This is a genomic window from Kitasatospora sp. NPDC127121, assembly GCF_042677305.1.
Taxonomy (GTDB): domain Bacteria; phylum Actinomycetota; class Actinomycetes; order Streptomycetales; family Streptomycetaceae; genus Kitasatospora.
Genome location: NZ_JBHXTQ010000056.1, coordinates 11,496 through 38,456 on the forward strand (window position 1 = coordinate 11,496; position 26,961 = coordinate 38,456).

Genomic DNA, 26,961 nt, shown 5'->3' on the forward strand with positions numbered 1-26,961 from the left:
GCCGAGTGCGCTGGCCGGTCAGGCGGTCCGCATCGCGTCCACCACGGTCATCCGGCCGACCCGACGGGCTGGCAGGACGGCGGCGGCGAGCCCGGTCAGGACGGTCAGCCCGAGTGCGGCCAGCACCAGCACCACCGGCGGGCCGCCGACCGTCCCCACCGTGGAGGTGAGCGAACGCGCGGCCGCCCAGCCGTAGCCGACGCCCAGTCCGGTGCCGACCAACGCCCCGGCCAGCGACAGCAGCACCGCCTCCAGGGTGAGCATCCGGCGCAGCTGCCGCCGGGACATCCCGATGGCGCGCAGCATGCCGATCTCGCGGGCGCGTTCGCTGACGCTGAGCATCAGAGTAGCCGCGACGCCGAGCCCGGCGATGGCGACCGAGAAGGACAGCAGGGTCATGCTGACGGTCGTCATCCGGTCCAGCAGCAACCGCAGCGTCTCCGCCTGCGCGCCGGTGTCGGTGACGGCCACCTCCGGGTGGTCGGCGAGCGCCCGGTCCAGCGCCCGGCGGGCGGTCGACCGGTCCTCGCCCGCGCCCGGGCTGATCCAGACCGTGGTGACGGCCGCGCCGGGGGCGAGCCGGTCCAGGGTCGCGGGGGTCACCAGCAGCGTCGCACCGGTCTGCAGGGTGAGCGGCAGGCTGCTGCGTCCGGGTTCGACCCGCAGGTCGGTGCCGGGCCCGCCCGCCGGGCCCCCGACCCGGCGCACCCCGCCGCCGCCGAGACCGCTCAGCGCGGCGCCGTCGGCGAGCGCCCCGGCCTGGTCGACGCCGTCCGCCGAGGGGTTGAGCCGGGCCAGGTCGGCGGCCGCGACCAGGGTGGGCCGGCCGTCGAGTTCGACGGTGGCCGAGCGGACCGGCGTGACGGCGAGCCCGCGCTGCGCACCGAGCGCGGTGACCGTCCCGGCGGGCAGCGCGCCGCCCCCAGTGACGACCGCCGAGAAGACCCCGGGCTGGCGCGCGGACACCGCCGGCACCAGGGAGTTGGAGGTGATCTCCAGCGCGGTGACCGCGCCGACCATCACGGTCACGCCGAGCAGCAGCGCCGAGCCGGTCGCCCCGGTGCGGCCCGGGTTGAGCCGCAGCTGCTGGGTGGCGAGCCGCCCGGCCGTCCCACCGAGCCGCCGGGCCGGGCCGCCCAGCACGCCGACGACGGCGGGCAGCAGCCGGTCGGCGAGCCGCAGCACGCCGAAGAAGCTGACGATCGCGCCGACGGTGACCGCGAGCAGCGACAGCGGCGGCGGGGCCACCGCGCCGGCCACCAGCAGCGCCGTCCCCGCGCACAGCAGCACCGCCGTCCACACCGCCGCCCGGGCCTTGGCCGCCCCGCCGACCGGCCCGTGCGTGCCGCCGAGCGCGGCCACCGGCGGCACCGCCGCCGCGGCCTTCGCCGGGCCGCGGACGGCCAGCAGGGTGAGCAGCACGCCGAACAGCCCGGCCAGCGCGCAGGTCAGCGGGGCCGGCGCCAGCGAGAGGTGCACCGGGCCGAGGTCGAGCGTGCCGACGACCACCGTCCCCGCCGCGCACAGGCCGACCCCCAGCAGCACGCCCGCCGCCGAGGCTCCCGTCCCGAGCAGCAGCCCCTGGCGGCGGATCAGCCGGCGCAGCTGCCGCCGGTCGGCGCCCACGCAGCGCAGCAGGGCGAGTTGGCGGGTCCGCTGGGCCAGCACCACCGTGAAGGTGTTGCCGACCACCATCCGCGCCACCGCGAGCGCGATCAGCACGAAGGAGAGCGCGGCGATCAGCACCACCCCGTAGAGGGTCCGGCTCTGCCGGGTCGCCTCGGTGACGGAGGCGTCTCGGGTGCGCACCTCGACGCCGTCGCCGAGGACGGCGCGCAGCGCCTCGACGGTCCGGGCCCGCGAGGCGTCCGGCCGGACCCGGACGTCCAGCTGGGCGGTGGTGACGCCGGTCGCGTACTGGGCGACCGCACCGGCCGGGACGCCGACGATCGGGCGCCCGGCGAGGCTGGGCGCGCCCCGGCCGTCCAGGACGCCCGCCAGCCGGGCGGTGGCGGCGGAGCCGTCGGCCCGGGCCAGCCGCACCTCGGCCCCGGGGGCGGCGTCGAGCCGGTGCGCGGTGTCGGCGTCGAGCAGCACCTCGCCGGGCCCGGCCGGCCAGTGGCCGCCGGTGAGCAACTGCCAGCGCAGCGCCGGGTCGTCGGCGACCGCGCTGACCGCGGCGGTCTGGTCGAGCGGGCGCCCGTCGGCCGTCAGCACCGATCCCTTGCCGACCAGTCGCGGCGCCACCCCGGCCACCCCGGCCGTCCGCCGGGCCCGCTCGGCGGCGGCGTCCAGCCCACCGCCGGCGGCGGTCCTGGTCACCTGCACGTCGCCGGGCCCGACCTCGGCGGCCGCGGTCTGGCTGAAGGAGTCCACCAGCGCCCCGCTGCCGCTGACCGAGGCGATCAGGAAGGCCACCCCCAGCGCGATCGCGGCCCCGCTCAGGAGCAGCTGCCGCAGTTGCCCGCGCAGCTCGGCCACGGTGTATCGGTACGTCGTCATCGCTCCCCGGCTCGTCCGCCCTGACCAGGCACGACGCACTGGCAGGGGCCTCACCGAGCCTAGGGTCCGCACCCGCCCCGGCCCGTCAGCACGAGGTCTCCTCGATGATCACTCCGAGGACGGACGGCCGACCGCGCCCCCTCCTCCCCGAGAGGTACGCCGCCCCCGACCCGGCCCGGCCCCGGAAACGCCGTAGGCCCCCCGCCCTGGTGGGCGGGGGGCCTACGGCGACACACGCGTCTCTGGTGCCCCAGGCAGGATTCGAACCTGCGACACCGGCTTTAGGAGAGCCGTGCTCTATCCCCTGAGCTACTGAGGCGGGGCCCGTCTGCGACAAGGCCGTCCACAGCCTACCGGATCGGGGGTGGGGTGGGTGTGGCGGTTGGGGGTGCGGGTGCCGACGAGGGGTCAGGGCGGGTCAAGTAGCCTGCCGGAAAAGTGTTCGACCGCCTTGCCACGCCATGCGAAGGAGACGAAGGACCCGATGAGACCTGCTGGGCACCCGGTGGTGCGACTGCTGGGGCAGGTGTGGGTGTGGCCCGCGGTGGTGATGCTGGCGGTGGGCGGGTACCGGCTGGGGACGCCGGAGCTGTGGCGGGACGAGATGGCGACCTGGACGGTGGCCACCCGGTCGTTGGGCGACCTGCTCCGGCTGCTCCAGCACGTGGACGCCAGCAACGGGGCGTACTACCTGCTGATGCACGGCTGGACGGCGGTGTTCGGCGACTCCGTTGTGGCGCTGCGAATACCCTCCGTGCTGGCGATGGCGGGGGCGGCCGCGTTCGTGGCGCTGACCGCCGAGCGGCTGTTCGGCAACCGGGTGGCGGCGGTCGGTGCGGGGCTGCTGTTCGCGGTGCCGCCGGAGGTGTCGCGGTACGCGCAGGAGGCGCGCGCGTACGCGCTGGTGACCTTCGCGATCACGGCGGCCACCTGGTTCCTGGTGCGGGCGCTGGAGCGGCCGACGTGGCGGCGGTGGGCGCCGTACTGCGCGGCGATGGCGGTGGCCGGCGCCGGGCATCTGATCTCGTTCAGCACGGTGGCCGGGCAGGCCGCGCTGGTGCTGCTGCACCTGTGGCGCACGCGCGGGGCGGCGGAGCGGCGGCTGCTGTGGCAGTACCCGGTGGCGGTGGGGGTGGCGGCGGTGCCGGTGCTGCCGGTGGTGCTGCTGGGCAGCCGGCAGTCGGACCGGCAGCTGGGCTGGATCGAGAAGCCGAACCTCGGGGGCCTGGTGCACTTCGGCCAGCACCTTTTCGGCTCGCACACGGTGTTCTACGCCTTCGTCCTGCTGGCGCTGCCGGTGCTGCTGCTGCCGGGCCGGCGGGTGCAGGCCGGGCAGGCGCTGCTGCTCGCGGGGCTGCCGGTGGTGGGCGTGTGGGTGGTGTCGCAGGGCGGCACCTCGTACTTCATCGAGCGGTACCTGCTGTTCACGGTGCCCGCGTGGGCGGTGCTGGCCGGGGGCGGGGTCGGCGCGGTGTACGGCGTCGCGGCGGCCTGGGCGAAACGTTTCCGTGCTCCGGGACCGGCCAGGGCGGCGGTGGGACTGCTGGCGCTGGGACTGCTCGCCGTCCCGGCCGTGGCCGCCCTGCCGAAGCAGCCCGCAGTGCGCTACGTGGGCTCGCACAACGGGTCGGAGGAGCCGTTCCGGGCGGCGGCCGGGGTGATCGCCGCGGGCTACCGGTCCGGGGACGGGATGGCGGCCCCGCTGGGCAACCAGGCCTGGGCGATGGTGTGGCCGGGCGTCAGCTACTACCTGCCGTCGGACGTCCACCCGTACCCGGTGTTCGTCGCGCAGAGCGCCGACGACGCGGAGGAGCTGTCGCCGACGCCGTGCCCGCAGCCGGAGGCCTGCCTGGGGCAGGCGGCGCGGATCTGGCTGCTGGTCCTCGGGGACACCGAGGACCCGCTGACCACCATGCCGGAGGACCAGGCGCAGGCTCTCCGCACGCAGTACGGGGCGCCCGACCAGGTCACGCCGCTCGGCGGGTTCACGGTCGCGCTGCTCGACCGCGACAACTGACGAGCGGGACCCGGAGCGCGGGGCGGCTGACGAGCACCCACCCGGAGCGCGCGGCGACTGACGGGACGGCCCTGGAACACGCGACGGCTGACGAGCATCACCCGGAACACACGGGAACACGACGGAGGGGAAGCCGGGCGAACCGGCTCCCCCTCCGTCGTCGCGGTCTCAGAGCGTGCGCATCAGCCGGGACTGGATGGACGGCGGGTTCAGGTCGGACTGGAGGGCCACCGGGACCTCCGTCTTGTCGTCGCCCGCGCCCACCCGCAGCAGGCCGACCTCCTGGCCGGCCTTCGCGGTGTGGCCGAGCTTGGCCGCGTCCAGGGTGACCGTGCCGGTGATGCCCGGGAAGCCGGCCACCACGAGGTCCTTGGTCGCGACGACCTGGACCTTGCCGCCGAGGCCGTCGTCCACGGTGCCGACGACGTCGCCCTTCTTCACCACGGTCTGGCCCGTCAGGCCGCCCTGCGCGGCCTGGATCTGCTTGCCGCTGACCTTGAGCACGGTCGGCAGGATGCCGTCGCCGGGGTTGGGCGAGGTGGCCTGCTGGCCCAGGGTGACGCCGATGATCAGCCGCTTCACACCGCCGATCTCCTTGTAGGCGGCCCACATCAGGCAGCCGCCGGCCGGGGTGCTGGAGCCGGTCTTGACGCCGATGACCCCGGTCTTCGGGTTGATCAGGTTGTTGGTGTTGGAGATCTTCACGTTGTTGAGGCTGGTCTCCGGGGTGGAGACGATCTGCCGGAAGATCTCGTCCTGCATGACCTGCTCGGCCAGCTTCAGCTGGTCCTTGGCGGTGGACTTGGTGTCCGCGAGGAAGCCCGCCGGGTCGGCGTAGGTGGTGTTGGTCATGCCGAACTTGGCCGACGTCTCGTTCATCAGCTTGACGAACGCTTCCTCGGAGCCGGAGTGGAAGCGGGCGAGCAACCGGGCCACGTTGTTGGCCGAGGGCAGCATCAGCAGTTCCAGCGCCTGGTACTCGGTGAGCACCTGGCCCTCGGTGAGGGTGACCCGGGACTCGTCGACGTTGCCGGACTCCTGCGCGGCCTGCTTGTCCACGGTGATCTTCGGGCCGCTCTCCCCCTTCTTCAGCGGGAACTTCTGCAGGATCAGGTAGGCGTTCATCACCTTGGTGACGCTGGCGATCGCGGACGGCGTCTCCTGCCCGGAGCTGCCGAGGCTGCCGACGCCGACCACCTCGGCGGCGGACTGGCCCTTGGCCGGCCAGGCGAGGTCGAGCGGGTCGCCGGCGAAGCTGAAGCTGCCCGCGGCGGACATCCGCACCTTGGCGTCCGGCAGCGGGCGCAGCAGCTGGGCCACCACCGCCGCACCGAGCACCACGGCGAGGAAGGCCGTCCAGATGGTGATCCGCTTGAGCGCGCGGCGCAGCGGCGAGACCGGGCGCGCGTTGAGGGTCGCCAGGACCTCCATCGCCTCGGCGGTGTTCTCCGGCGCGGGCGGCGGCTCCGGGAGGGGCAGCGGCTCGGGCTTCGGCAGCGGCGGGACGGGCGGCACCGGCCGCGGGTCGGGGGTGGGCAGCGGCTCGGGGGCCGGGGTGGGGCCGGGCACGGGGGCGGGGGCCGGCTTAGGCAGCGGCTCCGGACCGGGCTGCGGCTCGGGTTCGGGGAGGGGCTTGGGCGCCGGGTGCGGCTCGGGCACCGGCTCCGGGAGCGGGGAGGGCTCGGGCACCGGGGTCGGTGCCGGGGGCTCCGGCACGGTGCCGGACGCGGAGGCGGAGGCCATGGCGGCGCGCGGAAGCCTGGGGTCCTCCGGCGCCTCGGGCTTGGCCGGCTCGGCTGCCGCCTCGTCGGGTTCGTCGCTCTCGGGCGCGGCGGGCGTGGCGGCCTCGGCGGGCGCGGCGGCCTCGGGCGTGTCGCCCTCGGAGGCGGCCTTCTCGCCGGCCTCCCCCGCCCCCTTCTCCGCGTCCTTCTCCGCGGCCTTCTCCGCGGCCTTCTCCGCGGCCTTCTCCGCGGCCTTCTCCGCACTCCCCGCCACGGCTCCCACGCCCGCCGCAGCCGTCCGCATCGTGAGACGCGGGTCGGTTCCGGTCGGCCGCCCGGCCGCCTTCTCCTCGCCGTCGGCGGCCGTCGCAGCCTCCGCCTCCTCGGCCTCAACCTCGGAACTTCCGCCATCGGCGGGCTTGGTCAGCTCCTCGGGCAGCCGCAGCGCGGTGGTCGCACTGTCCACCGGCAGCCGCAGCATCGTGGTCTTGCTGTCCACATCCCGGACACGGAGCTGTACGGTCGAGCCGCGCTTGGCCCCCGCCGCCGGCGCGTCGCCGGGGCCGGTCCCGGCCTCCCGGGTGCCGTTCGGGTTGCCGTCCGGAGCACCGTCCGGGTCCGGGCCCGCGCCGGCGGCCGTCCCGGTCCGCTCGCGTTCGCGCTCCTGCGCCCGCTCGCCGTCCCTCAGCACCCTGTCGGGGGACTCGCCCACGTATCCCAGCCTCCTCAACGCCCGGCGGGGCACCGGCAGACCCGATTTCGGGAAGCCGACGCCCCGCCCCGTGTACCTGTACAGTCTCCGCCACCGCCGGCCGATCCGGCTGCGCACACCCCGCCCGACCGGCGCTTATTGCCGTCGCACGGGCGTACTGCGGTCTGTTCACCGGTCAGACGCCGGGCCCGCGGCCCCTGGTTCCCCGCCTCCACCGCAAGGTCACGATTCGGAGGCGTACTCGACAAGCCCGTGTGAGAGGCGTCACCCTGTCTCTCATCCACGCGGGGAGGCTTGGATGGGCAAGAGCCGCAGAACTGTTCCCGAGGAACTCTTGCTGCTCGCTTTGGACCCGACCACGGGTACCACGGCGCAGCCGCAGACCCTCGACCTCGGACTCGCCGGGGCCCAGCTCGTCGAGCTGTCCCTGGCCGGACGGATCGTACCGGAGGGAGACCGGATCGCTGTCGTGCTCGCACGGCCGACCGGCGACCCGACCTTGGACCACGCACTGGAACTGCTGCGCCGACGCGGCAGTCCGGTCCGCGCGGCGCACTGGATCGGCGGGCCCCGGCTGGGGCTGCGGCAGACCTACCTGGCGCACCTGGAGCGCTGCGGCATGGTCACGGCCGTGCCGGGCCAGGTGTGCGGGGTGCTGCCGACGACCCGTTATCAGGCGTCGGACGACTGCACCAACGCCGCGATCAAACAGCGGCTGGACACCGCCATCCGCACCGGCGTGCCGCCGGACCCGCGGACGGCCGCACTGGCGGCCCTGGCCCATTCCGTGGGCCTGGGCAAGCACCTGTATCCGGGCAACGAGGGCCGGTCCTCGCGGTCGCGGCTGCGCGACCTGATCCGGTACGACCCGCTGGGCGGGATGGTCGCGCACGCCGTGATGGACGTGCAGAACGGCCTGCCGGCGCAGCAGAACCGTTCTTCCCAGGGTTCCGGGGCCGGGACCGGCGCCGGGCGTTCCGGCGCCCGCGCGGCCGGCCGGGGCTCCGGTCGGGTCACCGCCTCACGGGTCGGCGTCCGCTGACCGGGACCGCCCGGGCGCGCGGGACGCCGCACCGATCGCCGTACGGCCTGCGCGGCACGTGCGGCCCGCACCGCCCGTACGGCCCGTGACAGCGGGCACGACGGCACGACGGGGCACGGCGGGCCCGGCGGCACCCCCGACGGCGCGCGCCGCCCCGTTCACGCCGCCCGACGGCGCTGAGCAACGGCGCTGAAGGACCCGACGCACCACCGAAGCAGCACCCGCACCACCAGGAGCACGGAGGGGCGGTCGCCCCGCGACGGAAGTCGCCCGGCGACCGCCCCTCTGCCGTCCCCGAAGGCCCTCCGAGGCCCGTCCGGGGAGCCCGGCGGTCCTGCCTTCGCACGTGCCACTGGCACCTGCGCCGCCGGGGAGCACATCCTTAGCCCGTACCGGTTCGAGCCGCTGAGCCGCATTACCACTCGAAGGCCCTCGCCGTCTCACAGAAGTGCTTTTCCGACGATCTGTTCTACTGCGCTGCTGTGATTCCCTGACGCCGACGTGGCCCAAGGTGACATGCTGCTCCAAGTCAGGGGGGTTGGTCCCAATGTCCGAAGTGTTCCGAGGGCTGCCGATCCAACGATCACCAGAGGTCCGGCCGGAGGTCGATGTGTCGACGAGCATCAATCCCACCGTGCGCCGTCGGCGCCTGGGCTCGGAGCTGCGAAAACTCCGCGAGGGCCTCGGGATGACGGCGGAGGAGGTGGCGGGCCGGCTGATGGTCTCCCAGTCGAAGATCAGCCGACTGGAGAACGGCCGCCGCAGCATCAGCCAGCGCGACGTGCGCGACCTCTGCGACGTCTATCTCGTGAACGACGAGCAGATGCGCGCCAGCCTCATGGAGATGGCCAAGGAGTCGCGCCAGCGCGGCTGGTGGCACGACTTCAACGACATGCCGACCCCGTACAGCGTCTACATCGGGCTGGAGGCCGAGGCCTCCTCGATCCGCGCGTACGAATCCTCCTTCGTCCCGGGCCTGTTGCAGACCGAGCAGTACGCGCAGGCCGTCGTGGAGGGCACCCAGCCGGACACCGACGCGCTCGCCGTGCAGCGCCGGGTGCAGGTCCGGATGAAGCGCCAGGACCGCATCCGGGGCGAGAACCAGCTCGGCAGCCTGTGGACCGTCATAGACGAGGCGGTGCTGCGCCGCGAGGTCGGCAGTCGCGAGGTGATGGCCGAGCAGCTCAAGCACATGATGGAGCTGAGCCAGCACCCGAACATCACCATCCAGGTGATCCCGTTCTCGGCCGGCGCCCACCCCGGTATGACCGGGACATTCTCCCTGCTGGAGTTCCCCGAGTCAGCCGATTCCACGGTTGTCTACTTCGAAGGGGTGACGAGCGATCTCTACCTGGAGAAGGAGGCGGACGTGCGCCGCTATACCGGTCTGTACGACTACCTGCGTGCGGCGGCACTCGGCGTGGCGGAGAGCCGGACACTGATAGCTGAGATTGAAGAGGGATACCACTGATGAGCACCACCTCCGAGCACGGAACCCGCTGGCGGAAGAGCAGCCACAGCGGCGGCAACGGAGCCTGCGTGGAGATCACCACGCCGGCCACGGGGGCGGTGGCGGTACGGGACTCCAAGGACCCTCATGGGCCTCAGCTGCGCTTCTCCGCCGAGGCCTGGACCGCGTTCGCGAGTGCTGCGGCCACCGGGGTGTTCGGCCGCCACTGACCTTGCGGCGGCGGCCGCCGACCCGGCCCCGCGCCCCCGGTGCGAATCCGAGCTCGGACCAGTTGCCCGTAGCAGTGGCCTTCGCCCTCGCCGGCGGCCGACACTACGGGCAACTGTCGTTCCCGCCCGAACTGCCTTCCCGCCGAGCCTTTCCGCCCGAACCGCCTTGCCGCCCGAACTTCGCTTCCCGCCCGGACCGTTCAGCGCACCACCGGGTACCGCTCGGACCAGGTCAGCCCCTCCGGGGTGCGCGGATCGTGCAGTTCGGTGCCGTGCATCAGCTCCAGCACGAAGTCGTCGGCGAGTTCGAGGATGGCGCCCCGCCCCTCCAGCCCGGCCACCAGCCCCGACGGCAGCGCGGTGTCACCGTGCAGCACCCCGAGCAGGCTCCCGCAGACCGCGCCGGTGGAGTCGCTGTCCCCGGAGTGGTTGACGGCGAGCAGCAGGCCCGAGCGCACGTCGTGCGCGACCAGCGCGCAGTAGACCCCGATCGCCAGCGCCTCCTCGGCGACCCAGCCCTCCCCCAGCGCCTCCACCCGGTCGGCGGACGGTTCGCCGGCCCGGACCGCGTCCAGCGCGGCCCGCAGCGCGGCGGTGGTCTCCTCGTGCGCCTGCCGCTCGGAGAGCAGCGCCAGGGCGAGGTGGACGCCCTCCTCCAGGGTGCCGCCGCGGGCCACGCTCTGGACGATCACCGCGAGCGCGCCCGCCGCGAGGTAGCCGGTGGGGTGGCCGTGGGTGAGCACCGCGCACTCCACCGCGAGTTGGAAGACCAGGCCCGGCTCCCAGCTGGTGAGCAGGCCGAACGGCGCCGCCCGCACGACCGTGCCGCAGGCCTTGGAGTGCGGGTTCTTGGGCCGCTCCACGGTGCCGAGGTACTCGGCGTCGGCCCCGGTCAGGGCGGACAGGCAGCCCTGGCCGGGGGCGCGCTGGGCGTACAGCCACTCCTCGCGGCCGAGCCAGCCGAGGTCGGGGCGGCGCTCGTCGGGGCCCCAGTCGCGCTGGGTGGCGGCCCAGCGCAGGTAGGCCAGGTGCAGGTCGGTGGGCGGGTGCCAGCTGCCGGTGTCGCGCCGGATGTGGGCGCGGATCAGGCCGTCGACGGTGAACAGGGTGAGCTGGGTGTCGTCGGTGACGGCGCCGGTGCGCCCGTACGCGGGGACGTAGCCGGTGACGCCCTGCGGGCCGTGCTGGGCCCGGATCTTCTCCAGCTGCTCGAACTCGACGCCGGCGCCGAGCGCGTCGCCGATGGCACCGCCGAGCAGACAGCCCCGCACCCGGCTGCGGAAGTCCTGCTGCTGGGCGCGTGACCACAGTGGCATCACGACGGGGCGCCTTTCCTCGGGGCAGGGGGCTGCGCGACGCACGGCCGCGGCGCGCGCCCTGGCACTGTATTCGAAGACCCGAGCGAATCAAGGGCGTCCCTCATGCTCCGGTTCCCCCGGCCCCGGCCGCCGTACGGGCGGCAGCGGGGCCGGGGGGACCGGCAGGCCCAGGCCGGGGGAACCGGCAGACCGGGGCCGGGGGAACCGGGAGGCCGGTGGCGGGATCAGTCCAGGACCGGCAGCAGCTCCGGCAGGTGCCCGTCCGAGGCCAGCGCCGCGGCCCGGCGCTCGGCCGACACCTCGCCGTAGGTGGTGGTGCGCTGGCGGTGCGGGCGGCCCGCCGCCTCGGCGATCGCCTGGAGGTCGCGCACCGACTTGTAACTCCCGTACGCCGAGCCGGCCATCCGCGAGATGGTCTCCTCCATCAGCGTGCCGCCCAGGTCGTTGGCGCCCGAGCGGAGCATCTCGGCGGCGCCCTCCGCGCCCAGCTTGACCCAGCTGGTCTGGATGTTGGGGATGTGCGGGTGCAGCAGCAGCCGGGCCATCGCGATCACCGCGCGGTTGTCCCGGGCGGTCGGGCCGGGCCGGGCGATGCCGGCCAGGTAGACCGGCGCGTTGGTGTGGATGAACGGCAGGGTCACGAACTCGGTGAAGCCGCCGGTGCCGTTGGCCTCCAGGGAGCGCTGCTGGATCTCGGCGAGCAGCCGCAGGTGCCCGAGCCAGTGCTTCGGGGTGTCCACGTGCCCGTACATCATGGTGGACGAGGAGCGGATGCCCAGTTCGTGCGCGGTGGTGACCACTTCGACCCAGGTGGCGGCCGGCAGCTTGCCCTTGGTGAGCACCCAGCGGACCTCGTCGTCCAGGATCTCGGCCGCCGTGCCCGGGATGCTGTCCAGGCCGTTCTCCTTGGCCCGCTGGAGCCAGTCGCGGATGGACAGCCCGGTGCGGGTCGCGCCGTTGACCACCTCCATCGGCGAGAAGGCGTGCACGTGGATGCCGGGCACCCGCTCCTTCACCGCGCGGGCGATGTCGAAGTAGGCGGTGCCGGGCAGGTCCGGGTGGATGCCGCCCTGCATGCAGACCTCGGTGGCGCCGACCTCCCAGGCCTGCGCGGCCCGGTCGGCGACCTGCTCCAGCGACAGGGTGTAGGCGTCGGCGTCGGTGCGGCGCTGGGCGAACGCGCAGAAGCGGCAGCCGGTGTAGCAGACGTTGGTGAAGTTGATGTTCCGGGTGACGCAGTAGGTGACGTCCTCCCCGACGGTGTCCCGGCGGACGTCGTCGGCGATCCGGCAGAGCGCGTCCAGGGCCGGGCCGTCCGCGTGGAACAGCGCCAGCGCCTGGTCGTCGGTGAGCCGCGTCGGGTCGTCGGCGGCCACCGCCAGCGCCTCGCGCAGGTCGCCGACCAGCCGCTCGGGCGCGCCCTCGGCGAGCACCTGCTCGCGCAGCACCTCCCAGTCGCCGTAGACGTCCTCGAAGTCGGCCCGGCGGTCGCCGGTGCGGCCGTCGGTGTCGATGGTGGCGTGCAGGTCGGTCCGCCCGTACGAGACGGGCAGGTCCTCGGGCTCCTGCCAGGGCAGGCCGCGGACCACCGCGTCCGGGTTCGCCAGCCCGGTCTCCGGGTCGGCGAGGGCGCGCACGTGCGGCAGCACCCGCGGGTCCAGCCAGGGCTCGCCGCGCCGCACGTACTCGGGGTAGACGGCGAGGCGTTCGCGCAGTTCGAAGCCGGCGGCCGCGGAGCGCTCGGCGAGCCGCTCGATCTGCGGCCACGGGCGTTCGGGGTTGACGTGGTCGGGGGTGAGCGGGGAGACGCCGCCCCAGTCGTCGACGCCGGCCGCGATCAGCCGCCCGTACTCGCCGTCCACCAGGTTCGGCGGCGCTTGCAGGCAGGCCGCCGGGCCCATCACGTGCCGGGCCACCGCCACGGTGGCGACCAGCTCGTCCAGTTCGGCGTCGGGCATGCCGCGCATCGCCGTGTCCGGCTTGGCGCGGAAGTTCTGCAGGATCAGCTCCTGGACGCCGTGGTAGGCCCGGGAGACCTTGCGCAGCGCGAACAGCGACTCCGCGCGCTCCTGGTACGTCTCGCCGATGCCGATCAGCAGGCCGCTGGTGAAGGGGACGGAGCTGCGCCCGGCGTCCTCCAGCACCCGCAGCCGGACGGCCGGTTCCTTGTCCGGCGAGCCGAAGTGCGGGCCGCCGGGCTCGCTCCACAGCCGGGTGGCGGTGGTCTCCAGCATCATGCCCATGGAGGCGGAGACGGGCTTGAGCCGCTGGAAGTCCGTCCAGCCGAGCACCCCGGGGTTGAGGTGCGGGAGCAGGCCGGTCTCCTCCAGGATGCGGATCGACATCGCCCGCACGTAGGCGATGGTGTCGTCGTACCCGTGCGCGTCGAGCCACTCGCGGGCCTCGGGCCAGCGGTCCTCGGGCTTGTCGCCGAGGGTGATCAGGGCTTCCTTGCAGCCGAGTTCGGCGCCGCGCCGGGCGATGTCCAGCACCTCGTCGGGGGACATGAACATCCCGTGGCCGGCCCGGCGCAGCTTGCCGGGGACGGTGACGAAGGTGCAGTAGTGGCACTTGTCGCGGCAGAGCCGGGTGAGCGGGATGAAGACGCTCTTGGAGTAGGTGATGACGCCGGGCCGCCCGGCCGCCGCCAGCCCCGCGTCGCGGACCCGGGCGGCGCTCGCACACAGGTCGTTCAGGTCCTCACCTCTGGCCTGGAGCAGCACCGCGGTCTCGGTGACGTCCAGGGCGACGCCGTCCCGGGCGCGGCGCAGGGCGCGCCGCATCGCGTTAGCGGTCGGGGGGTTGCTTGCGTCCATGGCGGTTCCGTCCATGGCGCGACCCTACGCCAGGTCTCGTACGTTCGGAGTAGCCAACCCTGAGGGCGTCTCAGGGTCGATGTACCCGTGAGGTTTACCCCGAACTGGACCCGCAGGGCGATGACGGGGGCGGGGTGCGGGCCTCTAATGGAAGGGCACAGCCAATCGCTCGTGTTCGTAGAGGAGTTGAGGACGCCATGACCAATGACACGGCGGCGGGGGACAACGTGGACGGCGGCGTGCCGTACCGCTCACGGCGGCGCATGCTGGTGCGGGCCGGGGTACCGCTGACGGTGGCCGCGGTGATCGCCGCCGGGGTCGGGCTGGTGCCCGCGCTGGCGGCCGACGCCCCGCCCGACCTTCCCTCGCTGACGCCGGAGCAGCTGGTGGCCAAGGTGCTCGGCTCCGACGCGCAGGCCCTCTCCGGCACGGTGTCCGTCTCCACCGACCTCGGCCTGCCCAGCCAGCTGCTGGGCGCCGCGGCCGGCGGGCTCGGCGCGGCGGCCGGGCGCGGCGGCGGCCAGGGATCCTCCTCGGCCGACCCGCAGGCCAAGCTGCTCGGCCTGCTCGGCGGCGACCAGACGCTGCGGGTCGCGGTGGACGGCCCGGACCGCCAGCGGGTCGACCTGCTGGAGGACATGGCCGGCTACACCGTCGTCCACAACGGCGACCAGGCCTGGGCCTGGGACAGTTCGACCAACACCGCCGTACGCCTGACCGGCCAGGCGGCCGCCCAGCACTCCGACACGGCCGGCAAGCACGCCGGGGCGCCGCTGACCGGGGTGCCGACGACCCCGCAGGAGGCCGCCCGGCAGTTCCTGACCGCGAGCGCGGACACCACGTCGGTCACCGTGGCTGGCACCGCCAACGTGGCCGGGCAGAAGGCGTACCAGCTGAGCGTCAAGCCCGCGCAGTCCGGTTCGACCGTCGCCGAGGTCCGGATCGCGGTCGCCGCCGACAACGGGGTGCCGCTCTCGGTGGTGGTCAAGGGCGTCGACGGCTCCACCGTGCTGGACGTCCACTTCACCGACGTGTCCTTCGCCAAGCCGGCCGCCAAGACCTTCGACTTCACCGTGCCCAAGGGCGCCAAGGTGACGGAGCACAAGGCCGACGAGGGCGCCAAGGGTGAGGTGCCGCAGGGTTTCGCGCCCAAGGGTTCCGCGCCGCAGGGTTCCGCGCCCGGGGGCAAGGCCGGTCGGGACGCCTCGGGCCAGGACCACGGCGGCGTGAACGTGATCGGCGAGGGCTGGACGACCGTGGTCTCGGCGCAGCTGCCCGTCGGCGCCGTCGACGTGCCGCAGGACGGCGGCAAGGGCGGCAAGCACGGCGGCCGGGGCGCGGCGCTGAACCCGCAGGCGCTGGTGAAGTCGCTCGGCAAGCCGGTCGGCGGCGGCACGCTGATCAGCACCAAGGTGGTGAACGTCCTGGTCACCGACGACGGCCGGGTGTTCGCCGGCGCGGTGACCCTGCCGGTGCTCCAGCACGCCGCCGGGGTGAACTGACGGATGACGAAGGCTCCCGTAACGGGGGACGTTACGGAGTCGGCCGTGGGTCCGGGCGCCGAGCAGCGCCCGGGCCCCGCGCCTTCCACCTCCTCCTCCCCCTCCTCCCCCGGGCCCGACGACGTGATCAGGACCCGCGGCCTGACCAAGCGCTTCCGGGGCGGCCAGCTCGCCGTAGACGGCCTGGACCTGAGCGTGCCGCGCGGCTCCGTCTTCGGCTTCCTCGGCCCGAACGGCTCCGGCAAGACCACCACCATCCGGATGCTGATGGGCCTGATCGCCCCCACCTCCGGCGTGGCCACCGTCCTCGGCGAGCCGATGCCGCAGTCCGTCGCCTCCGTGCTGCCCCGGGTGGGCGCGCTGATCGAGGGCCCGGCGCTGTACGGCTTCCTCTCCGGGCGGGACAACCTGGTGCGGTTCGACGCCGCCGACCCGACCGCCGACCCCCGTACCCGGCGCCTGCGCGTCGAGACGGCGTTGGAACGGGTCGGGCTGAGCGCCGCGGCGGCCAAGAAGGCCCGCGCGTACTCGCTGGGCATGAAGCAGCGGCTCGGCCTGGCGTCGGCGCTGCTCCAGCCGCGCGAGTTGCTGGTGCTGGACGAGCCCACCAACGGGCTGGACCCGCAGGGCATGCGCGAGATCCGGGCGCTGGTGCGGGAGGTCGCGGCGGAGGGGACCACGGTGTTCCTCTCCTCGCACCTGCTGGACGAGATCGAGCAGGTCTGCACGCACGCGGCGGTGATGTCCCGGGGCCGGCTGGTGGTGCAGGGCACCGTCGCCGAACTGGCCGCCCGCGCGCAGGGCCGGCTGGTGGTCCGCACGCCGGACGTGGCGCACGCCGTGGAGGTGCTGGCGGCCCACCGGGTCGGCTCCCTGCTGCCCGGCGACGGGCGGGTGGACGGCGATCTCGCCGCGCTCGGCGCGCTCGGCTCCCCGGCCGAGGAGGCGTTGCCGAAGCTGTGCGCGGCGCTGGTCGAGGCCGGGGTGCGGGTGCACGGGTTCGGGCTGGAGCGGGGCACGTTGGAGGACGCCTTCGTGGCGCTGACCGGGGAGGGCTTCGATGTCGCAGGCTGAGCTGTCGCGGGCTGAGATGTCACAGGCCGGGACGCTGCCGGTCCGGGCCGGGCGGAGGCCGCAGACGGCGGCCGGGTTCCTGGCGCTGTTCCGCAACGAACTGCACCTGACCTTCCGCCGGATGCGCACCAAGGTGCTGCTGGGGATCCTGGCGGTGCTGCCGATCCTGATCGGCGTGGTCGTCAAGCTCAACACGGGCAGCCCGCACGAGGGCGGCGGCGGGGTGAACTTCATCGCGCAGACCACCCAGAACGGCCTGTTCCTGGTCTTCACCGCCCTCGCGGTCGCGCTGCCGGTGTTCCTGCCGATGACGGTCGGCGTGGTCGCCGGGGACTCGGTCGCCGGCGAGGCGGCCACCGGGACGCTGCGCTACCTGCTGGTCGCCCCGGCCGGGCGCACCCGGCTGCTGGCCGCCAAGTTCACCGCCGGGCTGGTGTTCTGCCTGGCCGCGACCGTGGCGGTCGCGGCGGCGGCGCTGGCCACCGGCGCCGCGCTGTTCCCGCTCGGCGAGGTGACGCTGATCTCCGGCGACACCATCGGCTTCGGCGACGCGCTGCTGCGGGCGGTGCTCGTGGCCGGGGTGGTGGCGGCCTCGCTGGCGGGGCTGGTGGCGATCGGGCTGTTCGTCTCCACGCTCACCGGCAGCGGCATCGCGGCGATGGCCGCGACCGTCGGGCTGGTGGTCACCGTGCAGATCCTGGACGCCTTCCCGCAGTTGGACGCCGTCAGGCCGTTCCTGTTCACCCATTACTGGCTCAGCTTCGCGGACCTTCTGCGCCAGCCGATGTACTGGGACGGCGTGTGGAAGGACCTCGGCCTCCAGGCCGCCTACGTCGCCGTGTTCGGCGCGGCGGCCTGGTCCCGCTTCACCAGCCGGGACATCAGCGTCTGACCGCCGCGTCGGCGGGGGCGGATCAGAAGGGGCGGATCAGCGGGGGCGGATCAGCGCCTGACGGCCGCCTTCGCGGGGGCGGGTTGCGGCACGGCCGCGGCCCGCCCCGCGCGGTCGGCCCGCACCTGGCGCAGCGCGTCCCAGGTGAGCACCGCGAGCGCCAGCCAGACCAGGCCGAAGCCGGCCCAGCGGGCGGGCGGCATCGACTCGTGGAACACCGCCACGCCGATCAGGAACTGGAACACCGGCGCCAGGTACTGCAGCAGCCCGAGCACGGTCAGCGGCACCCGCACGGCCGCCGCGCCGAAGAACAGCAGCGGGATCGCGGTGATCACCCCGCTGAGCAGCAGCAGCCCGGAGTGCCCCCAGCCGTACGAGCCGGCCACCGTGTGGCCGAAGGTGCCGCGCCCGCTGACCTCCAGGTAGACCAGGTAGCCGAGCGCGAACGGGAACATGAAGGCGCTCTCCGCCGCCAGGCTCTCCAGCCCGCTCAGCCCGACCTTCTTCTTCAGCAGCCCGTACGTGGCGAAGGAGAGCGCCAGGGTGAGCGCGATCCACGGCAGCCGCCCGTACGCGACGCTGAGCACCGCGACGGCGGCCGCGCCGACGCCGACCGCCGCCCACTGCGCCGTCCGCAGCCGCTCCTTGAGCACCAGGACACCGAAACCGATGGTGACCAGCGGGTTGATGAAGTAGCCGAGGCTGGTCTCGACGACGTGCCCGGCGTTGACGCCCCAGATGTAGACGCCCCAGTTGATCGAGATCACCGTGGCCGCGCCGGCCAGCATGGCGAGCCGGCGGGGCTGGCGCAGCAGCGGGCGTATCCAGCTCCAGTGCCGCTGGGCGATCAGCAGCAGCACCACGGCGACCAGGGACCAGACCATCCGGTTGGCCAGGATGTCGTCGGCGGCGCCGGGCTCCAGCAGTGGCCAGAACAGGGGGAAGAGGCCCCAGATGCCGTAGGCCGCGACGCCGTACCAGAGGCCTCGACCGCTGTCCTGCTGGGTTGTCTGTGGCATGGCCGCCTGCCCTCCGCGCGCGTGTGTCGAGGTGACGGTAGCTGGCGGAGGGGCAGGCTGTCATCTCCGTTTCCGCATTTTGGTCATGACATCGCTGACCTCGGGAAACGCGGGGCTCATCGCCGGCCCGGAGCGCCTCAGGCCTGGAGCGCGGTGCGGACCGACTCGGCCAGCGGGACGGTCGGGCGGCCGATCAGCCGGGCCAGGTCACCCGGGGTGCCGGCCAGCTCGCCGCGGGCGATGCCCGCGTCCACGTCCACCAGCACCTCGGCGAAGCCCTCCGGCAGGCCCGCGCCGACCAGCGCCGCGAGGTGCTCCGCCGGCGCCACGTCCTGGTGCGCGACCGGCTGCCCGGAGACCAGCGCCAGCTCGGCCGCCAGCTCCGCCAGGCTCCACGCGGCGTCGCCGCTCAGCTCGTACACCCGGCCCTCGTGGCCCTCGCCGAGGAGGACGGCGACCGCCGCGTCCGCGTAGTCCTTGCGCGGGGCGGTGGCCACCCGGCCGTCCCCGGCGCTGCCGAGCACCACGCCGCGCGCGACCGTGCCGGCCGCGTCGCCCAGGTAGTTCTCGGTGTACCAGCCGTTGCGCAGCAGGACGGACGGCAGGCCGGACTCGCGGATCAGCTCCTCCGTCGCCTTGTGCTCGTCGGCCAGCCGGAAGGTCGCCGCGCCCGGCGCGCTGGTGTAGGCGAACAGCGCGACGTCGGCCGCACGGGCCGCGTCGACCACCGCGCGGTGCTGCGGGATCCGGCGGCCGACCTCGCTGCCCGAGATCAGCAGCACCCGGTCGCCGGCCGCGAAGGCGCCGGCCAGGGACGCCGGGTCGTCGTAGTCGACCACGCGGACGGCCACCCCGCGCGCGGCCAGGTCGGCGGCCTTCTCGGCGGAGCGGACGGCGACCGCCACCTCGCTCGCGGGGACGGCGGCCAGCAGGCCCTCGACGACGAGACGGCCGAGCTGGCCGGTGGCACCGGTGACGACGTACATGGGGATGCTCCTCGGGTGGGTTTGGGCCTCGATGGGGTTCCTGCCTCGAAACTCACCCTAGGGACTGCACTAACCTTTCGAAAGTACGCACTTCAAAGTACGGTACTGACATGAAGGTAATGGCAGGACAGTCATGAAGACCCTGGAGGAAGGCCGCCCGGCCGTCCCGGTGCGCGAGCTGCCGCCGGCCGACGTGTTCGACCGCATGTGCCCGTCCCGGGGCGTGCTGGAGCACGTCACCAGCCGCTGGGGCGTCCTCGTGCTCGGCGCGCTGCGCGAGCGCGGCTACCGCTTCAGCGAACTGCGCCGCCGGGTCTCCGGCGTCAGCGAGAAGATGCTCGCGCAGACCCTGCAGACGCTGGAACGCGACGGCTTCGTGCACCGCGAGGCCCACCCGGTGATCCCGCCCCGGGTCGACTACAGCCTCACCCCGCTCGGCCGGGAGGCCGCCGAGCTGGTCGCCGCCCTCGCGCACTGGTCCGAGCAGCGGGTCCCCGCCGTCGAGGCCGCCCGCGCGGAGTACGACGCCCGGCCTAGCGCTCGCTGATCAGGGCCGCCAGCCCGTCCAGCACGCGGGCCAGGCCGAAGGCGTACGCGTGGTCCGGGTCGTACGCGCCGCCGTGCGCCTCGCCGGCGGCGGCGCCCACCCGGGCCGCGACCGGGTAGCGCTCGGCGTCGAAGACCTTGGCGAGCAGCTCGGCGTTGGCGGCCCACCACTGCGCGTCGGTCATCGCGCTGTCCTGCCGGGCGGCGCGCTCGTCGGCGGCCATCCGGGCGCAGGTCTGGACGAAGCCCAGCAGGTGGGTGAGCGCCGCGTCCAGCTCGACGTCGGGCAGGCCGGTGCCCTCGAAGGCGCGCAGCTCGTACTCGTACTTGGCCATCAGGCCCGGGCCGAGCGGCGGTCGGCTGGTGGGGACCGCCGAGACCCACGGGTGGGCGCGGTGCAGCGCCCGGTTGTCGTCGGCGACGGCGGTGACCCTGGCCCGCCAGCCGTCGTCGGCGGGGGCGCTGCGCGGCGTCGTCGCGTAGACGGTGTCCAGCATCAGGTCGAGCAGTTCGGCCTTGCCGGGGACGTAGGTGTACAGCGCCATCGGGGACAGCCCGAGCTCCTGCGCCACCCGGCGCATGGTGACGGCGTCCACGCCCTCGGCGTCGGCCAGGGCGATGGCCACGGCGGCGATCTCGCCGGTCGACCGGGCCTGCCGCGGGCCGCGCCGGCCGGGCTTCTCCTCGGCGGTCAGCCCCCAGAGCAGGGCGAGGGTGCGCGCCGGATCTCCTGCGCTGCTGCGGTCCGTGGCCATGGGGGGATCTTTTCACGGCCCCGCCGACAGCTCGACGGCCCGACGGCCGACAGCTCGACGGACCGACGGCCGGTCGCTCAGCGGTCCGGCGGCCCGGTGCCGGCGTCATACGAGCGCCGGGTGGATCAGCCGCCCGTGGTGGACGAGCGAGGCGGACTGCTTGAGCCGGCTCACCCGGACGCTGATCTCGTAGCCGCGGATGCCCTCGACGTGGGCCAGGCGGCCGGTGAGGTAACGGTAGAAGTCGGGGGTGTCCCGGCAGGCGACCACGGCCATCAGGTTGTGGCGTCCGCTGATCGCGGCGACGAACGCGCACTCGTGGTGGCCGCCGACCTCCTCGCCGACCTGGTGCAGCCGCGGTAGGTCGACCTGCAGCCACAGGGTGGCGTTGAGCCGGTAGCCGAGGCGCTCGGCCAGGGTGTCGACGTCGTACGTGAGCGAGCCGGCTGCCTCCAGTGCCTCCAGGCGACGGGCGACCCGGGGCTTGGACCAGCCGGTGACCTCGGCCAGGTGGGTATGGGTGGCCCGGCCGTCCTCGGCGAGCGCGCGCAGCAGCGGCAGGTCCTGTTCGCCCAGGGGCGTCGACGAGGCCACTGCCGGGGTGGGGTGGCCGGAGGTCAGCCGCCGCACCTGTTCGGGGGTGAGCGAGGCGTCGGGGTCGGTCCAGGGCGCGGTTCCGGGACCGCCGTAGATACGCACGACCAGGTCGACGTTCACGTCCAGGACGGCGCCCGCTCGCGGCAGCTGGCGCAGCAGCAGGTCGTCATGGTCGGTTCCGGCGGGGGACCGGATGATGCAGATGATCTCCGAGCCACCGGAGGCGATGCCGACGTACGCCACCTCGGACCGGCGGGCCAGTGACTGGGCCAGCGGTGCCACCGCATCAGGTCGGCAGCGCAGCCGGACGATCCACTCCGCCTGGCCGTCGGCGTTCAGGTTGCCCAGTCCGACGACGCGCAGCAGGCCGTCCCGCCGCAGGGCGGCGTAGCGGCGCGCCACAGTCTGTTCGGACACGCCGATGACCTCCCCGAGCCGCCGGAACGAGACCCGGGGCGCGCACTGCAAACCGTGGATGATTTTGCGGTCCAGATCATCAGCCATGGAGGAATGGTCCCATCGCCAGACGCCCAGGCGGAGGTTCCGGGACGCTTGGTGGGATCGACTGCGGGTTTCGGGCGCTTCGGGGAGAAGCTGATCGGCGGCTCCACGGGCGGCTGCCGTCGGCCGTCGCCCCCGGGAGCGGGCGCACGCTCCCGGCGGCGCTCCGAGAATGCGGGGCCTCCCCCGCAGCAGCCGAAGGAACGACCCCGTGAACTCCACAACGACGCCGGACCTCAGGGCCGGACGGGCCGCCACGCTCGTCATGGCCTGCCTGGGTGTCTTCGTCGCCTACCTGCCCGTCACCACCGTGTCGGTGAGCCTGCCGGCGATCCAGCGCGCGCTGGGCGCGTCGACCTCCGAACTGTCCTGGGTGTCGGACGCGTTCGTGCTGCCGATGGCCGCGCTGATCCTGACCACCGGCGTCTGGGGCGATGTCCACGGCCGCAAGAAGGTCTTCCAGACCGGCATGGTCTTCTGTGCGCTGGGCGCCGCGATCTCGCTGCTGTCCAGCTCGGTGCAGGCACTGTGGGTCGGGCAGGCGGTCTCCGGCATCGGCGCCGCCGCCCTGCTGCCCACCACACTCACGCTGATCAGCCATGCCGTGCCCGACCACCGCGAGCGGGGCAAGTTCATCGGCTTCTGGGCGATGAGCCTGACGGCCCCGCTCGCCGTCGGCCCGCTGATCGGCGGCGCCCTGCTGGAGCACACCACCTGGCGCTGGATCTTCCTGCTGCCGATACCGCTCTCCGTGGCCCTGCTGGCCGTCGCCGCGTTCCGGCTGCCCGACTCGCGCGCCCCGCACGGCCGCCGGCTCGACTGGCCCGGCCAGATCACCGCCGCCGTCGCCGTCACCGCACTGGTCTACGGCGTCATCGAGGGCGGCGCGGACGGCTTCGACGAACCCGCTGTGATCACCGCGCTGACGCTCGGCGCGGTCGCCGCCGGAGCCTTCTTCCTGGTGGAACTCCGCAGTGCCGGCCCGATGCTGGACCTGGCGCTGTTCCGCAGCCCCGCGTTCACCGCCACCGCGCTGGTGGCCGTGGTCAGCTTCCTCGGCCTGATCGGCTTCTTCTTCGTGCTCAGCCTGTACTTCGGCCTGGTCCAGCACCTGAGCACCATGCAGGCGGCACTGCGGATGGTGCTGGTGTCCGGCACCTCGCTGGTGGCCGGCCTCCCTGTCGGACGGCTGATGCACCGGATCCCGCCGAGGGTGCTGATCACCTCCGGGCTGGTGCTGATCGCCGCCGCGATGTTCGCCATGACCGGCGTCGACGCCCACACCTCCTACGCGGCGCTGACCTGGCGGCTGGTACTGCTCGGACTCGGCATGGGCGCGGTGCTCACCCCGATGACCGCCTCCGCGGTCTCCGCCGTTCCCTTCCACCTGGCCGGGATGGCCGCGGCCGGCAACAACGCGATCCGCCAGGTCGGCGCCGCGCTCGGCCCCGCCGTCCTCGGCGCGCTGCTCACCACCCGTGCCCTGAACGCCCTGCCCGAACAGCTCGCGAACGCCGGCGTCCCGGCCCAGACCGGCGCGCGTGTCCTGGACGCCGCCCGCGAACACGGCCTGGGCGCCGTCGCCGGACTCGACCTCGGCCCCGCCACGGGACAGGCCCTGACCGCGCTGAGCAACTCCTTCCTGGACGGCATGCGGCTGTGCCTGCTGGTCTCCGCCGGCCTCGCCCTGCTGGCCGCGCTGGCCTGCGCCCTGCTGCTGAAGAGCCCGTCGAGCGCGGCACCGAGGGCGGCGGGTCCGGGACGGCCGGTGCCGGAAGCGGAGCAGGCCGCGGTCCCGGTTGCGGTCCCGGTTGCGGCGCAGCCGGCCTGAGGACCCGCCCGGCGATCTTTCCGCGAACCCCGGCGGAGCCCCCAGCCGGTGCGCCGGCCGACCATGATCGATCTCGGCGCCGACCGCTGTACCGATGTTCCCCGAGGCCGGGCTACCGTCTCCCCATGACCAGCGTCCCGACCAGCAACGGCCCGAGTGGCGGCGGCTCGACCGGTGGCAGCCCGAGCGGTGGCGGCTCGACCGGTGGCAGCCCGAGCGGTGGCGGCCCGGACCCGATCCCGGGCACCGACACCCCCGAGACCATCCGCCCCCGCGTCACCTGCCGCCGCTGCCACCGCCCGTTGCACGACCCGGAGTCGCGGATCCTGCGGCTCGGACCGGAGTGCCGCGATCCGGCGGAGCGGGTCACGCGCTTCGACGTCGACCAGGATCCGCTGCCGGGCATCGGGTGACAGGCACCGGGTGACGGGCGTCGCTCGCCGGCCTCTGGTGTAGCGCCCGTCAGGCGCGCCGGAAGAGGCGGCGCAGGAGGCCGGGGCGGGGTTCCGGCTGCTCCTCGATCTGCTTGGCTTCCTGGGCTTCTCGCGCGGCCCCGGCTTCCCTGGCTTCCTGGGCCTCGGCCCGCTCGATCATCCGCCGGGCCAGGTCGAGGTCGGCCCGGGGCAGCCAGGGCGCGGTGAGCGCCAGCGCGGCGAGCGAGCGCAGGACGGTCACCACGCGGGTGCGGCGGGCCCGGGCGCTGTAGTGCAGCCGCTGCCGGAGCCGGTCGGCGATGTCGGCGCGGGTCTCGGGGTGCGTCCAGCCGATCGCGACGAGGGCGAAGCCGGCCGCCTCGACCACCCAGTCCTCGGGTCCGAGCAGCAGGTCGACCAGTACGCGGCGGCGCTCGGAGTCCTCCCACGGCTGGTCGGTGCGGTGGTGGGCGATGCCGAGGCAGGCGAAGACCTGGACGGCCCGCACCCACAGTTCGGGCTGGTGGGCGAGCAGGGCCCGGCCGAGGTCGTCCTCCCGGGGCATCGGCGGGTGGACGAGCGCGCCGAGCAGGTCGTCGAGGGGCAGCCCGGCCAGCCGGACGGCGTGGTCGTAGGCGGCGGGGACGGTCGCCCAGACGATCTCGGCGGTGGCCCGGACGAGTTCGGCGCTGTCCGGCGCGGGCGGGGCGACGGCCGGGCGCGGGTCGGTGCCGTCCCAGGCCCAGATCCGGGTGGCCGGTTCGGCCAGCGGCAGCCGGGGGTCGGGCTCGGCGACGGACTGGTAGGCGACGGTGGAGCGCGGCAGGGCGAGGCGGACGGCCAGCAGGGAGCTGGGCGGTTCCACGGCGGAGGCGCTGCACTCGATCTCGCTGTCGCGGGTGGTGCCGGGGGCGGCGAGCACCTGGTGCAGCACGTTGACGGTCGCCTCGGTGGCGCCGGAGACCATGCCGAGCCAGGGTTCCCGGTGGCTGAGGCGTTCCAGCAGGTCCTGGGCGTACTCGTGGTCGGGGTGGGCGCGGTGGTGGTCGGCCAGGGCGAGCAGGTGGGCGGGGTCGCCGTCGGCGGCGTGCCGCAGGCCGTACCGGGCGGGGGCCGCCTTGGGGTGGTCGGGTTCGGTGGCGAGCACGCGGTCCAGCCAGGGCAGGCCGTCGGCGGGGCGGCCGAGGGCGCCGTACAACTCGGCGACGTCGACGGCGAGGTAGCTGCTGGAGTTGTCCCGCTCCGGTTCGACCCGGGCCAGTTCGGCCTCCCAGACGGCGAGCGCCCGTTCCGGCCGGCCGTGCGCGCGCAGGGCGTTGCCGAGCATCACGGACGGCAGGTAGCCGGGGGCCAGCAGGTGGGCCAGTTCGGCGAGTTCGACGGCGCGGTCGGTGGCGCCGAGGCGGCGGGTGAGGCCGGAGGCCATCGCGAGCAGCAGCGCGTGGTCGCCGTGGCGGGCCACCACGGACTGGACGAAGTCCTCGAACGGCTGGACGGCTCCGGCGAGTTCGGGGGGCAGCGGGTCGGGCAGTCCGCCGCTGGCCCGGGCCACCGCCTGGGCGACGGCGTCCGGGTCGACGAGGGCGGGCAGGTCCTCGCGGGCGAGCCAGGCGGCGTGCGCCCAGGGTCTCGCGGGCTCGTACTGGATCGCGGAGGCGAGCAGGCCGACGGCGGTGTCCCAGTCCCCGGCGGCGGCCTCGACGTGGGCCCGGCAGGCGACGGTGCCCAGGTAGACCTGGCCGTCCAGCGGGAACAGGTCGCGGGCGGCGGCCGGGCCTCCGGCGGCGGCGCACAACTCGGCCAGCGCCTCGTGCAGTTCGGGCAGCTGGGGGTCGGCGAGGATCGCGTCGGCCAGGTGGTCGGCGGCGTGCGGGAGGTCCCCGGAGTCGATCGCCAACCGGGCCACCGCCACCTCGCCCTCCGCCGCCAGCCGCTCGTCACCCTCGTCGTCGGCGTGCCCCATGTGGTCGTCCCCCCGTTCGCGGTGTCTGCCATGTGCGCGGACGAGGCTATCCCGCGTATCTGATGACCGGATGATCAATCTGTCGGTGTGTCGGACGAGCTGGAATTGGCCTGAATCGCGCTCACCTTCTGGGCCGGATACACCCCGAACGAGTGGTTTGGGTGCTGGTCGGCGCCTTTTCCCGGAATCGGCGCACCACGATGTTCCCCGGCGCTTCGCTCCCGAAGCACCCGCCGGAGCACCCCTCGGAGCATCCCGAAGCGCCACCGAAGCGCCCCAGAAGCGCCCCCACCCCGACGACAAGCGAGAAGTGACGATGAAGCTCTCCCGCACCCTGTCCATGGCCGCCTCGGCCGCCGTCCTGAGCACCGTCGCCCTGGGCACCACCGCGCTCACCGGGCACGCCACACCGGCGGCCGCCGCCTCGTTCGTGGTCAGCGAGGCCCAGTTCAACCAGATGTTCCCGAGCCGGAACTCCTTCTACACCTACCGCGGCCTGACCGACGCCCTCAGCGCCTACCCCGGGTTCACCACCACGGGCAACGACGCCACCCGCAAGCGCGAGGCCGCGGCGTTCCTCGCCAACGTCAGCCACGAGACCGGCGGCCTGAAGTACGTCGTCGAGCAGAACACCGCCAACTACCCGCACTACTGCGACACCTCGCAGCCCTACGGCTGTCCCGCCGGCAAGAGCGCCTACTACGGGCGCGGCCCGCTCCAGATCAGCTGGAACTTCAACTACAAGGCGGCGGGCGACGCCCTGCACATCGACCTGCTGAACAACCCCTACCTGGCCGAGAAGGACCCGGCCGTCTCCTGGAAGACCGGCCTCTGGTTCTGGAACTCCCAGAAGGGCGCCGGGACGATGACCGCGCACGACGCCATCGTCAACGGCAAGGGCTTCGGCGAGACCATCCGCAGCATCAACGGCGACCTGGAGTGCAACGGCAAGAACCCGGACGAGCGCAACGACCGCATCAACCTCTACAAGAAGTTCGTCGGCGTCCTCGGCACCGACGTCGGCGGCGGCAACATCTCCTGCTGACGGGCGGCGGCTTGCGCGGGAAGTCGGC

Annotated in this window: 20 protein-coding genes and 1 tRNA gene; 11 read left to right on the forward strand and 10 right to left on the reverse strand. The window is 74.1% G+C overall.

Annotated features, from left to right (window positions below):
* Positions 1-18: 18 nt before the first annotated feature.
* Both ACFVHI_RS25055 and ACFVHI_RS25060 read right to left on the reverse strand, forming a co-directional pair.
* Positions 19-2,502 carry an ABC transporter permease gene (locus ACFVHI_RS25055; RefSeq protein ID WP_380342876.1) on the reverse strand — a complete coding sequence of 828 codons (2,484 nt, stop codon included), beginning with the start codon at positions 2,500-2,502 and terminating at the stop codon, positions 19-21.
* Positions 2,503-2,745: 243 nt separating this feature from the next.
* Positions 2,746-2,821: transfer RNA gene (locus tag ACFVHI_RS25060), tRNA-Arg, on the reverse strand.
* A gap of 165 nt (positions 2,822-2,986) precedes the next feature.
* On the opposite strand from ACFVHI_RS25060, the gene ACFVHI_RS25065 reads away from it, so the two are divergent.
* Positions 2,987-4,519 (forward strand): glycosyltransferase family 39 protein, encoded by a 1,533-nt coding sequence (locus ACFVHI_RS25065; protein ID WP_380342878.1) that lies wholly within the window; start codon positions 2,987-2,989, stop codon positions 4,517-4,519.
* A 168-nt stretch (positions 4,520-4,687) separates the two neighbouring features.
* Here the strand turns inward: ACFVHI_RS25065 and ACFVHI_RS25070 are convergent, their stop codons facing one another.
* Positions 4,688-6,952: a hypothetical protein gene (locus ACFVHI_RS25070; protein ID WP_380342881.1), complete on the reverse strand. Its 2,265-nt coding sequence runs from the start codon at positions 6,950-6,952 to the stop codon at positions 4,688-4,690.
* Between the two features lie 298 nt (positions 6,953-7,250).
* On the opposite strand from ACFVHI_RS25070, the gene ACFVHI_RS25075 reads away from it, so the two are divergent.
* The 3 genes from ACFVHI_RS25075 to ACFVHI_RS25085 all read left to right on the forward strand — a co-directional run bounded on the left by ACFVHI_RS25075 (position 7,251) and on the right by ACFVHI_RS25085 (position 9,674).
* Complete coding sequence (locus ACFVHI_RS25075) at positions 7,251-7,994, forward strand: GPP34 family phosphoprotein (RefSeq protein WP_380342883.1); 744 nt, start codon at positions 7,251-7,253, stop codon at positions 7,992-7,994.
* Positions 7,995-8,604: 610 nt separating this feature from the next.
* The gene (locus tag ACFVHI_RS25080) at positions 8,605-9,465 is read left to right on the forward strand and encodes a helix-turn-helix transcriptional regulator (RefSeq protein WP_063348096.1); all 861 of its coding nucleotides are present in this window, start codon (positions 8,605-8,607) and stop codon (positions 9,463-9,465) included.
* Positions 9,465-9,674 (forward strand): DUF397 domain-containing protein, encoded by a 210-nt coding sequence (locus ACFVHI_RS25085; protein WP_380342886.1) that lies wholly within the window; start codon positions 9,465-9,467, stop codon positions 9,672-9,674. The genes ACFVHI_RS25080 and ACFVHI_RS25085 overlap by 1 nt, the downstream gene beginning before the upstream one ends.
* A gap of 200 nt (positions 9,675-9,874) precedes the next feature.
* Here ACFVHI_RS25085 and ACFVHI_RS25090 read toward each other — a convergent pair whose 3' ends face one another.
* On the reverse strand, positions 9,875-10,990 hold the full coding sequence (locus ACFVHI_RS25090) for an ADP-ribosylglycohydrolase family protein (protein WP_363371605.1): 1,116 nt from the start codon (positions 10,988-10,990) through the stop codon (positions 9,875-9,877).
* Positions 10,991-11,217: 227 nt separating this feature from the next.
* Positions 11,218-13,824: a bifunctional FO biosynthesis protein CofGH gene (locus ACFVHI_RS25095; protein WP_380342889.1), complete on the reverse strand. Its 2,607-nt coding sequence runs from the start codon at positions 13,822-13,824 to the stop codon at positions 11,218-11,220.
* Between the two features lie 182 nt (positions 13,825-14,006).
* Between ACFVHI_RS25095 and ACFVHI_RS25100 the strand changes: the two genes are divergently transcribed.
* Genes ACFVHI_RS25100 through ACFVHI_RS25110 form a run of 3 tightly spaced genes read left to right on the forward strand, consistent with a single transcriptional unit; the run spans position 14,007 to position 17,277 of the window.
* A complete protein-coding gene (locus tag ACFVHI_RS25100) occupies positions 14,007-15,311 on the forward strand; it encodes an outer membrane lipoprotein carrier protein LolA (RefSeq protein WP_380342892.1) in 1,305 nt (434 codons plus the stop codon).
* Between the two features lie 3 nt (positions 15,312-15,314).
* The gene (locus ACFVHI_RS25105; protein ID WP_380342895.1) at positions 15,315-16,385 is read left to right on the forward strand and encodes an ABC transporter ATP-binding protein; all 1,071 of its coding nucleotides are present in this window, start codon (positions 15,315-15,317) and stop codon (positions 16,383-16,385) included.
* Entirely contained in the window at positions 16,372-17,277 is a 906-nt protein-coding gene (locus ACFVHI_RS25110; protein ID WP_380342898.1) for an ABC transporter permease, read from the forward strand. The genes ACFVHI_RS25105 and ACFVHI_RS25110 overlap by 14 nt, the downstream gene beginning before the upstream one ends.
* Positions 17,278-17,327: 50 nt before the next feature.
* Here the strand turns inward: ACFVHI_RS25110 and rarD are convergent, their stop codons facing one another.
* Positions 17,328-18,296, reverse strand: a complete 969-nt coding sequence (gene rarD, locus ACFVHI_RS25115) for an EamA family transporter RarD (RefSeq protein ID WP_063348102.1) — start codon at positions 18,294-18,296, stop codon at positions 17,328-17,330.
* A gap of 137 nt (positions 18,297-18,433) precedes the next feature.
* On the reverse strand, positions 18,434-19,282 hold the full coding sequence (locus ACFVHI_RS25120) for an SDR family oxidoreductase (protein WP_380342902.1): 849 nt from the start codon (positions 19,280-19,282) through the stop codon (positions 18,434-18,436).
* A gap of 205 nt (positions 19,283-19,487) precedes the next feature.
* Between ACFVHI_RS25120 and ACFVHI_RS25125 the strand changes: the two genes are divergently transcribed.
* Complete coding sequence (locus ACFVHI_RS25125) at positions 19,488-19,829, forward strand: helix-turn-helix domain-containing protein (RefSeq protein ID WP_063351188.1); 342 nt, start codon at positions 19,488-19,490, stop codon at positions 19,827-19,829.
* On the opposite strand, the gene ACFVHI_RS25130 is transcribed toward ACFVHI_RS25125, so the two are convergent.
* The gene (locus ACFVHI_RS25130) at positions 19,816-20,583 is read right to left on the reverse strand and encodes a TetR/AcrR family transcriptional regulator (RefSeq protein WP_363371620.1); all 768 of its coding nucleotides are present in this window, start codon (positions 20,581-20,583) and stop codon (positions 19,816-19,818) included. The genes ACFVHI_RS25125 and ACFVHI_RS25130 overlap by 14 nt on opposite strands.
* A 105-nt stretch (positions 20,584-20,688) precedes the next feature.
* Positions 20,689-21,684: an Lrp/AsnC family transcriptional regulator gene (locus ACFVHI_RS25135; RefSeq protein ID WP_380342906.1), complete on the reverse strand. Its 996-nt coding sequence runs from the start codon at positions 21,682-21,684 to the stop codon at positions 20,689-20,691.
* 262 nt (positions 21,685-21,946) lie between these two features.
* On the opposite strand from ACFVHI_RS25135, the gene ACFVHI_RS25140 reads away from it, so the two are divergent.
* Together ACFVHI_RS25140 and ACFVHI_RS25145 are read left to right on the forward strand one after the other, a co-directional pair.
* A complete protein-coding gene (locus ACFVHI_RS25140; protein ID WP_380342966.1) occupies positions 21,947-23,512 on the forward strand; it encodes an MFS transporter in 1,566 nt (521 codons plus the stop codon).
* Between the two features lie 125 nt (positions 23,513-23,637).
* On the forward strand, positions 23,638-23,925 hold the full coding sequence (locus ACFVHI_RS25145) for a DUF6011 domain-containing protein (protein ID WP_380342909.1): 288 nt from the start codon (positions 23,638-23,640) through the stop codon (positions 23,923-23,925).
* 49 nt (positions 23,926-23,974) lie between these two features.
* Here the strand turns inward: ACFVHI_RS25145 and ACFVHI_RS25150 are convergent, their stop codons facing one another.
* The gene (locus tag ACFVHI_RS25150) at positions 23,975-25,888 is read right to left on the reverse strand and encodes a hypothetical protein (RefSeq protein ID WP_380342912.1); all 1,914 of its coding nucleotides are present in this window, start codon (positions 25,886-25,888) and stop codon (positions 23,975-23,977) included.
* A 310-nt stretch (positions 25,889-26,198) separates the two neighbouring features.
* Here ACFVHI_RS25150 and ACFVHI_RS25155 point away from each other — a divergent pair, with 310 nt between their 5' ends.
* Positions 26,199-26,933, forward strand: a complete 735-nt coding sequence (locus ACFVHI_RS25155; protein ID WP_380342915.1) for a chitinase — start codon at positions 26,199-26,201, stop codon at positions 26,931-26,933.
* Positions 26,934-26,961 lie beyond the last annotated feature (28 nt).